Origin of the sequence: Paenibacillus sp. y28 (genome assembly GCF_037137075.1) — a bacterium.
In the GTDB taxonomy this organism is placed as follows: domain Bacteria; phylum Bacillota; class Bacilli; order Paenibacillales; family NBRC-103111; genus JBBBNV01.
The window spans coordinates 1-14,766 of the sequence record NZ_JBBBNV010000023.1; the positions used below are offsets into that span (position 1 = coordinate 1).

The 14,766-nt window shown below is 54.5% G+C and carries 12 protein-coding genes and 2 CRISPR repeat arrays; of the genes, 2 read left to right on the forward strand and 10 right to left on the reverse strand.

From position 1 onward, the window contains the following. Positions 1-871: IS66 family transposase (gene tnpC / locus WBG83_RS16830; RefSeq protein WP_336746391.1), on the forward strand; the 871-nt coding region annotated here is incomplete at its 5' end. Between the two features lie 94 nt (positions 872-965). Then, positions 966-1,261: a CRISPR direct-repeat array (repeat unit 32 nt; unit sequence GTTTCAATCCACGCACCCATACAGGGTGCGAC). Between the two features lie 232 nt (positions 1,262-1,493). Here tnpC and WBG83_RS16835 read toward each other — a convergent pair. The 10 genes from WBG83_RS16835 to WBG83_RS16880 all read right to left on the reverse strand — a co-directional run bounded on the left by WBG83_RS16835 (position 1,494) and on the right by WBG83_RS16880 (position 14,317). Next, positions 1,494-2,423: a DUF6602 domain-containing protein gene (locus WBG83_RS16835; RefSeq protein WP_336746392.1), complete on the reverse strand. Its 930-nt coding sequence runs from the start codon at positions 2,421-2,423 to the stop codon at positions 1,494-1,496. After that, positions 2,420-3,232, reverse strand: a complete 813-nt coding sequence (gene cmr6 / locus WBG83_RS16840) for a type III-B CRISPR module RAMP protein Cmr6 (RefSeq protein ID WP_336746393.1) — start codon at positions 3,230-3,232, stop codon at positions 2,420-2,422. Before cmr6 ends, WBG83_RS16835 begins: the two co-directional genes overlap by 4 nt. Further along, positions 3,229-3,639, reverse strand: coding sequence for a type III-B CRISPR module-associated protein Cmr5 (gene cmr5, locus WBG83_RS16845; protein ID WP_336746394.1), 411 nt, complete (start codon positions 3,637-3,639; stop codon positions 3,229-3,231). The genes cmr6 and cmr5 overlap by 4 nt, the downstream gene beginning before the upstream one ends. Further along, positions 3,636-4,592, reverse strand: coding sequence for a type III-B CRISPR module RAMP protein Cmr4 (gene cmr4 / locus WBG83_RS16850; protein WP_336746396.1), 957 nt, complete (start codon positions 4,590-4,592; stop codon positions 3,636-3,638). The genes cmr5 and cmr4 overlap by 4 nt, the downstream gene beginning before the upstream one ends. Positions 4,593-4,594: 2 nt before the next feature. After that, the gene (locus WBG83_RS16855) at positions 4,595-5,953 is read right to left on the reverse strand and encodes a type III-B CRISPR module-associated protein Cmr3 (protein WP_336746398.1); all 1,359 of its coding nucleotides are present in this window, start codon (positions 5,951-5,953) and stop codon (positions 4,595-4,597) included. After that, positions 5,931-7,934, reverse strand: coding sequence for a type III-B CRISPR-associated protein Cas10/Cmr2 (gene cas10 / locus WBG83_RS16860; RefSeq protein WP_336746400.1), 2,004 nt, complete (start codon positions 7,932-7,934; stop codon positions 5,931-5,933). Before cas10 ends, WBG83_RS16855 begins: the two co-directional genes overlap by 23 nt. Beyond that, entirely contained in the window at positions 7,904-9,364 is a 1,461-nt protein-coding gene (gene cmr1 / locus WBG83_RS16865) for a type III-B CRISPR module RAMP protein Cmr1 (RefSeq protein ID WP_336746401.1), read from the reverse strand. The genes cas10 and cmr1 overlap by 31 nt, the downstream gene beginning before the upstream one ends. 336 nt (positions 9,365-9,700) lie before the next feature. Then, a CRISPR array of direct repeats spans positions 9,701-10,464; the repeat unit is 32 nt; unit sequence GTTTCAATCCACGCACCCATACAGGGTGCGAC. Positions 10,465-10,885: 421 nt separating this feature from the next. Beyond that, positions 10,886-12,532: an MFS transporter gene (locus tag WBG83_RS16870; protein WP_336746402.1), complete on the reverse strand. Its 1,647-nt coding sequence runs from the start codon at positions 12,530-12,532 to the stop codon at positions 10,886-10,888. A gap of 3 nt (positions 12,533-12,535) precedes the next feature. Continuing rightward, a complete protein-coding gene (locus WBG83_RS16875) occupies positions 12,536-13,798 on the reverse strand; it encodes an RCC1 domain-containing protein (protein ID WP_336746403.1) in 1,263 nt (420 codons plus the stop codon). Between the two features lie 3 nt (positions 13,799-13,801). Continuing rightward, positions 13,802-14,317, reverse strand: a complete 516-nt coding sequence (locus WBG83_RS16880; RefSeq protein WP_336746404.1) for a dioxygenase family protein — start codon at positions 14,315-14,317, stop codon at positions 13,802-13,804. Between the two features lie 62 nt (positions 14,318-14,379). Between WBG83_RS16880 and WBG83_RS16885 the strand changes: the two genes are divergently transcribed. Then, on the forward strand, positions 14,380-14,628 hold the full coding sequence (locus WBG83_RS16885; protein ID WP_336746405.1) for a hypothetical protein: 249 nt from the start codon (positions 14,380-14,382) through the stop codon (positions 14,626-14,628). Positions 14,629-14,766 lie beyond the last annotated feature (138 nt).

Consider the following 14,766-nt stretch of genomic DNA (forward strand, 5'->3'; position numbering starts at 1 on the left):
TGTGTCGGAAATGAAGAGATATTTGCTGAAGCAAGAAGCACTGCATGCGGACGAGACGACGCTACAGGTACTGCGGGAGCCGGGGAAGTCGGCGGAATCTGCCTCGTATTTGTGGTTGTATCGGACGGGGCGCGGTGCACAGCCAGCGGTCATCTACGACTACCAGCGGACACGCGGCGGGGAACATCCGCGGAACTTCCTCTCGGGCTTCAAAGGCTACCTGCATGTAGACGGTTATCCGGGTTACCACAAGGTGACAGGCGTCACGTTGGTGGGATGCTGGGCGCATGCGCGTCGCAAGTATGACGAAGCGCTGAAAGCTGCGCCGGAAGCCAAAAGCAATCCGGAAACAGTAGCTGCCCAAGGGCTAGCGTATTGCAACCAGCTCTTTGCCATAGAACGACAATTGCAGGAGGCTACGCCGGAAGAACGTCACAAGGCACGTACAGAGCGAAGCCGTCCGGTGCTGGATACTTACTATGCGTGGCTGCGCCAGCAGAAATCCCGGACGATGCCCAAAAGTCTGATTGGCCAAGCGATTGCCTACAGCTTGAACCAATGGGAGAAGCTCACGGCATTCCTAAAGGACGGACGACTAGAGATCGACAACAATCGCAGCGAGCGTTCGATCAAGCCGTTTGTGATCGGGCGCAAAAATTGGCTGTTTGCGAATACCCCGCGGGGAGCTGCCGCCAGCGCAGCGATCTACAGCGTGATCGAGACGGCAAAAGAAAACGGGTTGCATCCGTTCCGGTATCTCATGTACCTGTTCGAGGAACTGCCTCAGCTTGCGAATCCTCGAGACGCCCAGGCATTAGAACCCTTTATGCCGTGGTCACCTTCACTTCCGGACTCTTGCCGCCTCGCGTAATCTTAATCCATCATACACTTGCTCCCATCTGACTGCTAGGTGGGGGCTATTTGACGCTCACGCTCTTTGTCAGTCAATGTGCTATCCCGGAGTAGTTTCAATCCACGCACCCATACAGGGTGCGACATGCTGACTTTGATGTGTATTACAACAAGGTACGTGTTTCAATCCACGCACCCATACAGGGTGCGACCGCGGCTGCTTCCGGGGCACGTTGGAGGAGTTTGTTTCAATCCACGCACCCATACAGGGTGCGACCTTTGTACGGGTCGGCTCCAGCGCGGCGTCCATCGGTTTCAATCCACGCACCCATACAGGGTGCGACCAGGAATAATTCGCCTAATTGCAAATGGCAGTAGTTTCAATCCACGCACCCATACAGGGTGCGACAGCGAAAACAAGCATGATTCATACCGTTTAAGCATGAATCCGTCCCATTTCCACCCATTTCCATTCCTCAAAAGTATAAATCAAACCTTGACTTTTTGGCAAGTAAATCAAATTCGACTTCATTCGACACAATCTGAGGTGCGAAGGACCCGGGAATTTCATGGGAGCTTCACATTCGCACCAGATGTAGAAGCAGGATCGCAAAAACCAACACCGGGATACTGGCTAAGGCTTATTTACTTGACCTTCGTTTTGCTCCGGCTGATTTGCCCTTTTGCTGCTTTTCCTCGACGATGTATTTTTGAAACATCTCGACATAAGCAAGATGCGGAAAAAATATCGGGTTGTTAATCAGCATCAGCAATTGATTCAACTGAAATGTGAGCGAAAGCAGCGAACGTTCTTCTCGCGGCTCTTCCTTCTGGCGGACCCGATAAGCATCCAGGGTAACTTCGGTTGCTTTCCCGCTCGTCACGGTAAGACACTCTTGTTTATTAACCGGATCGTCTTCCCCTGCATGATTCAACGTAGCATGCCATTGTCCCAAATGTCGCTCATTTTCATTCGGAATCGTAATTGTCAGCTTATTACCAACAGGATGTAGTATAATATCGAACAGCTTCTGAACCTGTTCCGACGTTTTCTTATCTGTATGACATAAAATCTTGATCGGTCGGGTTGAGGTTTGTGTGCTCGGTTTTGTTATTTCATCCAGCCCGCAGGCTAGAGACCCTTGTGTCCGAACAACAGACATCAGGGAAGTTTTCAACCTGTCGATGCTGACCGCCCATTTTTGCAATTCGTCTCCGTTGACATTCGTGCTCTTGCACTGTACCACAACGGCCACCGCTTCAATCGGGATATACTTAATGTTCCCATAGCGGAAAATGTATGGCGTGTACTGCTCGTCGAAGATGACCAGATCGACTTCTTTCGAGACATTTCCCTGGGAGTCGACGATAAACACCGACTGTTCAATGGAGAACTTCTTGGGAACAATCTGCTCAAATAATGATTTCCAGATGCCCTCACGGTAAATTCCAGTTGTTAAATGGTGAGCGACACTGAATTGAAGCTGATCCACTATCGTCTGTTCCAGCAGATTGTAGTTCTGAACAATTTTTTTTAACACCTTACCATGATCCGGCTCTTCCTTGCTCATCTGCTCCCCTCCTCCGATGCTACCAATCGCCCATAGCCCGCATTCGTTTTGCCGCCAAGCCCTTCCTCACCCAGCGCGGTGCAGAGCAGCTTTTCTGCCATCGTCAGCCATTTTTCGACAGAATCGTCAGGACCCGTATAACTCCACATCAGCCTGAAGCAGCCTTGCACAGTTAAAAAATGCACCGGCTCCGGCGAATCGTCGTCCCTCGGAGCCGCCGCCTCCTCCGCAGTTCGGCCAGCCGTGTTCCCCGGCCCTTGCGCCGCAAGCTGATTGTACGCTTGATGATGCGGCGTAAGCACGTCTATCCGAAGCGCTCCACTCACCGTTCCAGGCGTCAAGAATGCATCATAATAATGAATATGCCCCGCCTGCTCCTGGGCCCCGAACAGCCACTTGTAATACGCGCCGTCCTCGGCAAACCCTTGATCCTGCTCCCCCAGATAGGTGCGGCACAGTCGGGCGCTAACGCCCTTCAGCGCGGTGCCGGGAATATACGGAACGCCATACGTCTTGTGTAGCGTAATATGGGCCTCCAGCACCGTCTGCTGCCCGCCGCCAATCAAGAGCGGAGACTGCGTCTGCGCCTCGATCGACCGATACACGCCGTGCTCCTGCACGTTCGCTGTATAATACCGGTCGAACATCTGCTTGTACCAATCGCCCTGCGTATCCCAGCCTTTCTTATATTGCTGTATCACATGTTCATAAAACGACTGCCGATGCTTGCCGTCTAGTATCACCATGCTCAAGTCCGGAGCCTTGCTACCAGGTACGAGCTTCTTCGTCAACATTAGCTGCAGATTCATAACCCGCCTCCCGCTCCGCTCTCCTCCTGTGCTTCAGACTGATCCACGCCGAGAATCGCTTCCGCATACCGCTTGAACCAGACGGAGGCTGCCAGCGCACGGTGCGTCGCCAGACGGTACTCGCTCATGGTGCAGTTCTTTTTGACAAGAAAATCTTTAATTCCGGCAACCTCCATTAAATCGTCTATAAATATCTGCTGCCCGGCTTCACCCGTTGATGGGGTCTTCATCTTATTCTTGGCTTTGGACTTAGCCTTAAAAAATGCGACCGTCAGCTCCAGTCCATTCGTCAGCACCATGGCCGGAAACCTGTGGCATTGGCTGCCATAGGCCTTCTTGTTCTTTTCCTCCACATGCTTCACACATTCAAGGGCCCCAGTTGCGTAACCGTGATTGACTGAATTCATGAGCGCCCTCCCTTATAGTGGCTTAGGCAAACCCGCCCTTTGCCAACCGTTGCATTGGCGCCGACCTGAACCCAGAGCTTCTCCGGAAGCTGCTTAAGCAAATCGTCGCGGCTTGTACCTCCGCTTCTTCCATGAATGTTATCGCACCAGGAGATGCCGTACAGAATCGCCTCCGCCGGCAAATATTCCTCGTACCATAGCGCGCCCCGCTGTACGGTCTTCCGCTCCTGCTCCAGCCGAATACGCGGCACCACCTCGCAGCACACGGTGACGAAATACTGGAACGCCTCATCGGATACGACCGTCAGCCGCTCCCTGAACAAACGCCCGAAAGATTCATCATGGGCAAACAGCGCTGCTTCCAGCCAGCTCGCCCATTTTTCAAGTGCATCAGACTCAATCGCCTTACATTCAAATTCATCCAAATACAGCATATCGCCAGACGTTAGCGCACTCCCCCCGGAGACGACAAGCGCTCTGTCCTTCGGTACATCGCCCTCTTTCTGCTGGCCGGATGGCTTCTGGTCGCTTTCAGCGGTAAGAAGCTTGTCCAGATCGTCCACAAACAGCGCCTCCGTCGGCATCATTCCCGCTGCTGCCATGTCCCGGAGCATCCGCCTTAGCGCCATCGGGCAGGTGACATAGGCAAATGTCCCGTACAGGCTGGCGACAGGGAAGGCAAGCAGACGGCTGTCGCTCAGCACCAGGGACCCTGCGGCCCCTTCCTCGCCGGAGCTCTCCGCCCTGCCGAACGCGGCGTCAAGCCATGCTTCGTCTATCCCCGGCGTTTGGCGAAGATGCTCCCGGTGTACGCCTTTGATGCTGGAGCCGGGCAGCATTGGCCACTGGGTAATTTTCTCCCGCATCAGCGGCATGTCAATAATACCAACCCCCTGCCCCGTGCCGACATGCACGGGTGTCAGGCAATGAACAAAATATAACCATGCATTCATTTCTATGTATCCCCTTCCGTTTTCCCAGAATCGCCATTCGGACTCCATCTTCCCCACAAAGCCAGGCCGAACCCGTCCTCCCGGTCGAAAGAGCCTTTGCGCCGGTTCTGATCAGATACGGAGACGAGCCATTTTTGCTCGACCAGGTGACTCAGGCTGCCTTCCATCACTTCAAAAAAATAAACGCTCCCCGCCGGAACGAGCCGACGAACTGCTTTCTCCGCGCCATTGACCGGCTTCTCCTGCTTCTCCTGCTTCTTCTTCCCGTCCGCAGCACGCGCCGGAGACGGCCACACCGGGGTGTAGCTCCAGCCGGAGACAGGCTGCCAACGCGGCACACACGCCCACAACAGCTTGAGCTTGACCCCATTAAGCAAGGCCGACGTGCTCTCCAGCTTGTCATCCAGCCAGCCCGGCCGCCAGCCCTTGGCAAAATAAGCCGGTGTCGCCAGCACCATGCGAATATACTTCTCCTTTTGCTTATCCTCTTCCGCGAGCGTCCTTCTGAGCTGATCCGGGCAGCTCCAAATCACGCCTTCATCCCGAAGCTCGCTGAAATGAACAAGCCGCCGCTCTCCGCCCAGCGGATGAACCCCGGACAGCTGCTCGGGCCACTGGCTCGCCAGCTGCTGCGACTGAACCTCAATACGAGTTACCAGCGACACATCCTGCGGGAACACCAGCGACTCCGTGCCGAACAGCTTCTCACGCTGAGGACCGTAGGTTACCGGGTCGATAGCCGTATGCAGCCGGACCTCCCTCGGCAGAGCAGCCAGAAAATCCGGTTTGCCGGCTTCCAGTCCTTGTTTGTTGCCGCTGCACCAATGGTTGAGCGCCCGCTGCCACGCTTCCTGCGCTGCTTCATCGCCGCACAGCCAGCTCAGCATCAGACTCGCCGAGACCAGGGCCGGACGGCGCGACTCGCCGAGCGGCTTGCTCTCGGGCAGCGTCATAACCGGCGGACACAGCACGTCCTCAAACTGCCCCGATCTGCCAGAGCCGAGGAAGCCATCTGTTTTCTTTGGCGAGCAGGGCCGCCTGATGCAGATCCGAATGCCCTCCGCCTCTTCATACAATTCCACATCCTGCGGGAATGGAAAAAATAGCTGGTCCCCCAACTGGTACAATGGACCGCGCAGCTCGGATTTGACCAGCTTCTTCATCAAGTCCGAGTCATAAATCTCACGCCGGCTGCAGCTGCCGGCTATCGCTTTGCCCAGCATCGTTCGCACCGTACCGGCTACTGTGGTTGAGGACACCATGTCCATGCTACGGGCCACGACCCCCGGCTCCGTCTCGAACGGACGCCCGTCACGCAGCATCAGCGGGTCCAGCGGCTCAATTCGAATCGTCTTCCACATCGGCGTCCCCCGCTTTCTTCAAGGTAATGGCAACAATAAACAGCTCGGCCACCAGCCCCAGCTGCTCCAAGGCTTCCTTATCCCGGCCGCGCACCGTCTCAAGCAGCTTTCCCAGTTTGCCTACCGGCTCGCCCCCCAGCAGCTCAGCAGCACGCTCCGCCCCCAGCTTCTTGCGGGCGATTCGGGTAATCTCCTGCCGGAGCACCTCCTGAAGCTCTCCATCCGGCCTGTTCCAGGACGAATGGTTCCGTATGAGCGATTCGTATTCCCGGTGCAGGTCGCGCAGCGCATAGGCAAAGCCGGAGGAGAATAACGACCTGGCATGGTTCTGATCCAAGAATGCATCTTGTATCCCCTGAATCCATTCGATCGGCTCCTTGTCAAACGACACACAAAACTTCATCGCATCGCCGCCGCTGCGCTTCTGAAAGTGCAGCGCCAGCGCATTTTTGCCCGGGTGCTGCTTGGCGGCACGCTCGGTTTGCATCGCCAGACGGCGCGTCTCCCCTAGCGGCTCCATCATATGGACAATCGCAATGCCGATCGAAAGCGTCGGCAGCACAGGCTCCTCGTTTACATTTCCCGTTCCTTCTTCGCTCAGAGCGGCTACTCCCGCAGCCATCCGCTCCATCGTTTCCCCGAAGGCTTTACGAAGTTGCTTAACTGCCTCCAAGCAACGATGCAGAGGCAAATAAGCCATCACATCGTCCCCGCCGCTATACACAAGCTGTCCGCTATGCTGCTTGACAATATGCTCGGCTCTGGCGGCAAACTCGGACATTCGCAATGTGAACTCCAGATGCTCCTCCCGGGTTTTCAGCGATTTCAGGAACTGCCCCATCCGGTCTCCGTCCCCCATAACGAACGCATAGTACGCATTAGGCTCCCGCACCGCTCCGCGGCCCGCGCCAACATACAACTCCCGCAGCGATCGCTTGATCGCTTCGGTCTTGTCGTCCATAGAACGCTTCAACTCGTCGCTAGACAGCTTCTCCAGATGCTTATGTCCTTCAGCCACAAACTCATGAATGCGGTTTTCATAAAAAAGCCGGGAATCTAACGCTTCGACTGCATGGACCTCTTCAGCCGGAATCGGGACCGAACCCTGTTGAACCACTCCTGATGAAGTCTTTTCCGCAAAGTGTAGCTGATCTCCGTAACGTTCCTTCATCCTTCCATAATACGCCAGCACCCGTTCCCGCTGCGCCGCCTTGTCCGGCTGGAGCAGCTGCTCCTGAAAATGCAGGAAGGTGACGTCACACACCGACGGAAACTCCCGCTTCTCCTGCATACAGCGGGACAAACGCTTCACCAGCGAGATCGCGTCGAGCGATTCATTCTTCTTGATGCCAAACCGCGCATACGCGGCATACTGATCCGGCCATAGCACCGACTCCCGCCCGCCGTCCAGGCTGGATTTCTTCTCGCCGAACAACCGTCCCGGCTCATTTTGTTTGAAGTCCCGCAGCGTTTTACGGGCCGCCATCAGCTCTTCCGCCCGGCTTCGAACGTGATCATACTTGCCGTCAAGGGGCGTCCAGACTGCATAGAACTCCACGACGTCCTTGATTTGGCGGTCCCAGAGATTCTCATTGATGCAGCCTTGCAGCAGCCGCTTAGCATTCATCGCATACGCTTGCCATTCGCGCTCCACCGCCTTGCGCACCTCCAGCGCCACATGCTTCGGATCGCCCGTAGTCACAATGCCGAGCAGCTTGTTGGCCACACTGGAAACCTTGGACGAGCTGCGCTCGCCTTCACCGGATGGCGGAGCTTCAAGAACCTGAGGATGCGGGACAATGAGTCCATCCCCCGGATCGTGCGTCTGCTCCTGAAACCGGCGGGCAGCCGCCTTGCCGAGCTCCGCCAGCAAGAACGAGCCAAACCACAGGTCGCGCGTCTTCCTCGCCTGCGCAATAAACTCTTGCACCGGTCCGATGGAGAACTGCATCATCCACGATCTGTTTTGATTTTCAGCCACGTTCGCACCTCCTCGCTGTCCAGAAAAGCATCAATCGCAGACTGTACGGGATTGCCGTTCAAATCTTTCATTGGGCTTTTTTCGTATTTTAATGTCGGGTAGATGTGTTTTTTTTCGATCGGTTTTCGTTTCAGCCGTTTCTCGACAATATCTGTATTTCCACCTTGTTCCTGAATCTGCAGCTCCACTTCGTCCAATTCGGGTTGATTCAAAATTGCGAACATGCTGATTCCCGTAATTTTTTTCGAATTACCTACAGCGAGCGCCTTGACAATGAGCGGCGATGCCAGACGCTCCCTTTCTTTGGGAACAAGCTGCGATTTGTATGGCTCCCGCTTGCCGTCTGTTCTGGACTTTAGATGGATGTCCTGCTTGAATTCAAAGATGATTGGCATCCCGAACTGGGCCCGCGGGAAGGCATATTCCAGATCACCAGAGGACAATGTATTCGGATTCTCGTGGTCAGGCTCAGCCATCCCCATCATTTTGCGCAGCGAGTCCGCCTCAGGCCAGTGGCTTCGCTTCTTCTCTCCGGATTTCGTGTTGGAAAGACTTCTAAATCTCTGGTAGGTGTCTATCGCACCTTTCCATGCTCTATCAGGATAATCTGAAGAAACGGATTTGACATAGAATTCGGAACAAAGCGTAGGCCATCCCCGCAAGATACCACGTGGAGGCAGCATCAGATTATGTTTTTTTAGCTGCTTTTCGAACCACTGCTTCAGGTCCGCCATATCGGATGCCCCCGGCGAGAACTCGGCGCAGTACAAGCTGCCGCATCCTCTGCGCGTCCGGCTGCCCAGTCCGCCGAAGTTAATCCAGGCCCAGATCGCGGCGTACACTTCTTTTTTCACATCATCCACAGTCAAATCATCCTGATTGCTTTCATTATTGCCAGATGAAGAAGCCTCCTCAATTCGTAGGCATAGTGTAAAATCATAGGAAGGGAGATAGCTGAACGTCCGGGCTTTATTCTCTGAATTTTTTGTATCTCGATAAGGAAATACGGCATAAGTAACAAGTTGCCTAACAAATCTCTTCTTTCTGCGATTCATTCGATCCAAGTACTCTTCCATGGCTGGCTTCGGCTGCGCTGTTTTCTTCTTATCAATCCACACCCTGACCCGGCTTGGATTGTTGGTGTCCCCGAAAATGGCGACCTCACGGCGGCGCAGAGCGGATACATTTTCATAAGCAGCCCCCCTAGTCGCACGCCACCAGAATCGCAAATGACCGCGAATCGCGGATGCCCGAACCGGGATTGCTTGATCCACCTCGCCGGATTTATGGCCGCCCCCGAACATTGGCGTCACAATCTGAATCTCAATCCGCTCCTGCTCCGTTAAGGCCTTCTTTGCCTTTACACCAGCTTCGAGAATGTTCTTGAAATGACTCAAGCTGATTTCAGGCTCTTGCCCTGTCTTCTCCATCCTGCTCACCTCTGTTCTTAAGTAGGCTTCAGACCCAGTCTTTCACTCCTAATAAATCACCTAAAAATCGACATAGTTATGCAAAAAGAACCACTTTATTCCCAGATTATACATGAAAAGTGCTTCGTTTAACAGGAAATAATGAAATGAAATATGAAGTAATGTAATTTTATTAAATCTTTACAAAAAAATAGCAAAAATACCGCCTTCTCAACCATGCTCGTTGGCATTGAGAAAGCGGTATTATTCTTGTGACGTATAACGAAGTTGTGAAGATTCGCATCCATGTAGGATGCCGACTATGATACTCCATTCGATGATACGCTATTTGGAATTGTTTCAATCCATGCACCCGTACAGGGTGCGACAAAGGAAAAAGGCAAGGCTATTGTTCCCGCTTCGTTTCAATCCACGCACCCATACAGGGTGCGACAGGTTATCCCGCACATCATCATTTGGCAACCAGCGTTTCAATCCACGCACCCATACAGGGTGCGACAAACACTGCCGAGTTATTGTCTCGGTAAGCATCCGTTTCAATCCACGCACCCATACAGGGTGCGACTTCCATGACGAGTGCGTTCCGTTCGACTTCTTAGAGTTTCAATCCACGCACCCATACAGGGTGCGACTAGAAAAATGTGAAAGTGCCGATGCCCATGCGCCGTTTCAATCCACGCACCCATACAGGGTGCGACAGCAGGAGACTTCTTTAACCTTGCACTGGGCGAGTTTCAATCCACGCACCCATACAGGGTGCGACCAGCAGGCTCTCTGCGTCTGCCTGGGCGTACGGGTCGTTTCAATCCACGCACCCATACAGGGTGCGACTGTTCAACACTTCACCAACCGCCCATTCATAACCGTTTCAATCCACGCACCCATACAGGGTGCGACGACTTCCTGATGCATAGATGATATATTTGTATCAGGTTTCAATCCACGCACCCATACAGGGTGCGACAATAGTAGATCAAGAAAATATCGTAGCTGAGCAACGTTTCAATCCACGCACCCATACAGGGTGCGACGGCAGCGCTTGGAAAAGCGGATTACCCATTACCGCGAGTTTCAATCCACGCACCCATACAGGGTGCGACGGCGAAAACAAGCATGATTCATACCGTTTAAGCATGAATCCGTCCCATTTCCACTCGTTTCCATTCCTCAAAAGTATAAATCAAACCTTGACTTTTTGGCAAGTAAATCAATTTCGACTTCATTCGACACAATCTGAGGTGCGAAGGACCCGGGAATTTCATGGGAGCTTCACATTCGCACCAGATGCATGTGGTCGGCCGACCGCCGTCATGCAGCGAAACACTGCGCGCGTGCGGAAGAGAAGCAGCATGGCGAAAACCAACACCGGGATACTGGCTTAGCTGACCCGATGTTGGTTTTCGGTTTTCGGTTTTCGGTTTTCGGTTTTCGGTTTTCGGTTTTCGGTTATGCGTTTTGCGTTATGTGCAGGCGGCGAATGTCCGGGGATTCATGCTTGCTTGAAATAAATCTCCCTCACTCTCAATCATCGTCATTCAGCAGCTCAGCCAGCTCCTCGCGGTCGGCCTGATCAGCCGTTTTGTGCACGGTGCCGTAAGGGTGCTCGGCCGGGGCGTAAATGCTGTAGATTTTGAGCGGCTTGCGGCCGGTGTTGATGATATTGTGGTACATGCCTGCGGGGACCATAATAGCGCTGTCGGTGCTGGCCTCCTGCCGGAAGGGCAGGTCGTTCTCGTCCGGCCCCATCTGCACCAGTCCCTCGCCTTCCTCAATCCGCAGGAACTGGTCAATCTGCTTATGCACCTCCAGCCCCACCTCGCCGCCGACCGGGACCGACATGACGGTCACTTGCAGCTGCTGGCCGGTCCAGATGGCCATGCGGAAATTCTCGTTGTCCATCGTCAGCTTCTTGATATCGACGACGTACGGCTTACGGCCGAAATCGGTTGAACTGTCATAGTCACGCTGCTCGGTAAAAAACAAATAGATCGCCAGCCCGACCGCCAGCAGACCGGTTAGCGCAAAAACCAGCTTCGCGCCGAACTCTGACCAGGCCAAGCCAATCGCAAGCGTTCCGAGCAGGGTAGCAACCGCCTGAAAGCCCATCATGACGCCAAGGCCGGTGGCCCGGTCCTCCTGCTTGATATGCAGCGACATCCATGCGCTGGCCAGGCCCTCGTAGATACTCTGGAATACCGCATAAATCATGAAGGCGGCGAAAACCAGGAGCAACGGCAGCTCATTCTGGCTCAGCAGCATATACGTGGCCCCAAGCGCCAGCCCGCCGACCGCGAATGTCTTGGCAAAGCCGATCCGGTCGCTCAGTGAGCCCAGGTAATAGATGAGCAAGGTGCCAGTCAGGTTGTACGCAACATAAGCGCTAATAATGAGCAGATCGCTCAGACCCAGCTCGCGGGCGCGCAGCAGCAGGTAAATATCCGTGCTTTTGATCAAGGTAATCACCGCAATCAAATAAAGCACACGCTTGTAATGAGCAGGGGCCGACTGATAATAGGTCTTCAGACGGCGATATACCTGCTTCAATCCGCCTTTTTCGCCAGTCGGCAGCTCCGTCTTGCGCTTGGGCTCAAGAATGAACCAGCCCGCAATCATCGCAGCGACACCGGGAATGACAGTAAGTCCGATAATGAGCGGAATGTTCTCACTATAGAAATACAGGATCGCCAGCGTAATAAGCGGACCGAGCGTCGCACCCAGCGTATCCGCCGCGCGGTGGAAGCCGAATACCCGTCCTCGACTGGCAGGAGTGGATACATCAGCGAGCAGAGCATCGCGCGGGGCGCTGCGTATCCCTTTGCCGAAACGATCCAGCAGGCGGAAGCCGAAGATCGCCCAGTAAGTCGGGAATAGGGCCATAAGCGGCTTGGCTAACGCCGAAATGTTATAGCCTAGATTCACCAGCCCTTTACGCCGCTGCAAGCGGTCGGAGTAGATGCCGCTAAGCAGCTTGATGACGCCGGCGGCCAGCTGCGTAATGCCCTCAATGAGACCAATCAGGATGACGCCGTACCCGATATCGCTCAGGTACAGCGGCATGATCGGATAGAGCATCTCCGTGGCAATATCCGTAAAGAAGCTGACAATGGATAAAATAACCAGGTTTCTGGATAAAAAGGAGGCTGTTTTTCGTTTGACGGTTGTGTTCATTGTTTAGTACGCCAGTACAAAGGCTCCTCCTGCTGCAATAGTCGTCGTATTGAATAAGCTCGTCAGCTTCGGGACAGAGTTGTAGCTTGCAGCCTCAATTCCGGGTGCCTGGCTGCTCGTGTTGATCCCCCAGGCCCATATTTTCCCATCCCGATCGAGGGCCAGGGAAAAATCATGCCCGGCGGAAATACTGGCAATCGCAGGCAGCCCTTTCACTACCTCAGGGTCAAACACCCCTTCGAGATTGCCCAGGTTTTTACCAAGCTGTCCGGTATTGTTGGCTCCCCAGGCCCATACCCGCCCATCCTTATCCAGCGCTATGGAATGGCGTGTGCTGGCGGCCAGCTCCACAATATTCGTCAGCCCGGGTATCGTCTCGGCTGGAACAATATCCGCCGTGGGATAGCCTAGTTGTCCATAGGCATTGCAGCCCTTAGACTTGACCGTGCCGTCGGGCTGCAGCGCAAGCAAATGGCCAAAGCCCGCCACAATCTGGAGGCTGCCTGCAAGCTCGGGAATCTCGACAGGAATCAGGCTGCTCACGGCAACAAAGCCCTGAAACTCGCACAGCTCCTGCGTGTCGCTGCTGCTCGGATCAGCATTCGCATCGACATAATAGCTGATGCCTGTAGCCGATTGACCGATAAGCTGCATAAGCTCCGCGAACGTGCGCTTGGTGTCCTTCTCACACTTGGCACCCCAGCCGTATACTTTGCCGTTATCCAGTGTTACCAGTGAGAAGCGATGTCCAGCGGAGATGCGGACGGCCTTGCCCGGCAGATCGATGAGGGTCGGCTTCCGCACATCGATCCGGTCGCCCGTGCCAAGCTGTCCGGCAATATTGTTGCCCCATACCCAGACGCGACCGCCCTCATCCAGCGCCATGCTGTGGCGGAATCCGGCCGCCACAGCCGTGATTAGAGGAAGCGAGCTAAGCTTTTGCGGGCCGCTCACTACACCCTTGGCGCTGTTGATGCCAACCTGCCCATAAGTATTGTCGCCCCATGCATACACTGCGCCTTCGGCGGTAAGCGCCAGCGAGTGGTCGAAGCCTGCCGCGACCTGCGATACCTTCTCGGGAATGTCAATCGTGCTGGTCGTGCCGCTGGTGGAGAAATTGGCAAGCTGACCGTGCGCGTTTTTGCCACTGCCCGAGATGACCGTTTCACTTGCAACACGCTTGGGAAGCAGGCTGTACAGAACGCCGGCGACGACAAGGGAAGCGAGTAACACAAACAAAAGCCGAGTAGAACGTGTCCTGCTCATGAATTAGTTCGCCGCAAGACGGTAATTAAAGGTCGTGGTCGGCACGCCGTCAACCGTCGTGAAGGACACTTGATTGTAAGCCGGCAGACTTTGTGCAATGTTATCTTGAGACGCCAACATTTTATCCCCGGATTTGCTCGGAATGATCAACTGGGTAATAACGCCTTTGAAGCCCGATGCCGTAGTATTGGTATGAATATGGCGGGTACGGCCCGTATATTCGCCCGGATAAATCGTCGTATATTCGTAGTAACCTTTGTCATCGGCTACGACATAGCCGCGCAGCGACAGCTGATCCTTGCTGTAGCTGCTGGCCGCCCCGTTGCTGTTCGGGTGATAATTGCCGGTGTCATCGGCTTGCCAAACCTCGACTTTGGCCCCCGGAACCGGTGTTGTACCCGTAGCGCCTGCATAAACATAGCCTTTGACCTTGATTTTGGTGCCTGTGAGATTGTCGTAGTTCAGATTGCCGCTGGTCAGTTGGGAGGTGCCTGTGACATAATAAGGGCCCTGCGTCACCTGCTGAGTCAGCCCTTCATCGCTGACGCTTGTGCTTGCGCCGGAGGATGAGGTAGTGCCAGATGAACTGCCGCCTGCCGCCGGGCTGCTGGACGGCGCTGGACTGCTGGACGGCGCTGGACTGCTGGACGGCGCCGGAGCATTGCCGGGTGCTTGACCGCCAGGCGCTGGTGCATTACCACCTGCTGGACCGCCAGGCGCTGGTGCATTACCGCCTGCTGGACCGCCCTGAGGCGCTGAGGAGCTACCGGAATCAGCTTGCTGTGAGGAGCCGCCGTTATTCGCCGTATTGGACGACGTACAGCCGCTAGTCGCGATACAAGCTGCGATTGCCAAGATTAGTAATGATTTCGTTGGTTTCATTTAGAACATCCCTTTCTTTTCCATTTGCCTTTAAAATATAGCATAGTTTCATGGACCTGTACCTGAAAATTTTCTGAAAGAAATAG

Coding starts and splice junctions, on each gene's coding strand:
- cmr1 (WP_336746401.1), bottom strand. CDS start 9,364: ATGGAGAAGACAGGGCAAGAGCCTGAAATCAGCTTGAGTCATTTCAAG.
- cmr4 (WP_336746396.1), bottom strand. CDS start 4,592: ATGAATGCATGGTTATATTTTGTTCATTGCCTGACACCCGTGCATGTC.
- WBG83_RS16875 (WP_336746403.1), bottom strand. CDS start 13,798: ATGAGCAGGACACGTTCTACTCGGCTTTTGTTTGTGTTACTCGCTTCC.
- cmr6 (WP_336746393.1), bottom strand. CDS start 3,232: ATGAATCTGCAGCTAATGTTGACGAAGAAGCTCGTACCTGGTAGCAAG.
- cmr5 (WP_336746394.1), bottom strand. CDS start 3,639: ATGAATTCAGTCAATCACGGTTACGCAACTGGGGCCCTTGAATGTGTG.
- WBG83_RS16855 (WP_336746398.1), bottom strand. CDS start 5,953: ATGTGGAAGACGATTCGAATTGAGCCGCTGGACCCGCTGATGCTGCGT.
- WBG83_RS16870 (WP_336746402.1), bottom strand. CDS start 12,532: ATGAACACAACCGTCAAACGAAAAACAGCCTCCTTTTTATCCAGAAAC.
- WBG83_RS16835 (WP_336746392.1), bottom strand. CDS start 2,423: ATGAGCAAGGAAGAGCCGGATCATGGTAAGGTGTTAAAAAAAATTGTT.
- WBG83_RS16885 (WP_336746405.1), top strand. CDS start 14,380: ATGAACTGCCGCCTGCCGCCGGGCTGCTGGACGGCGCTGGACTGCTGG.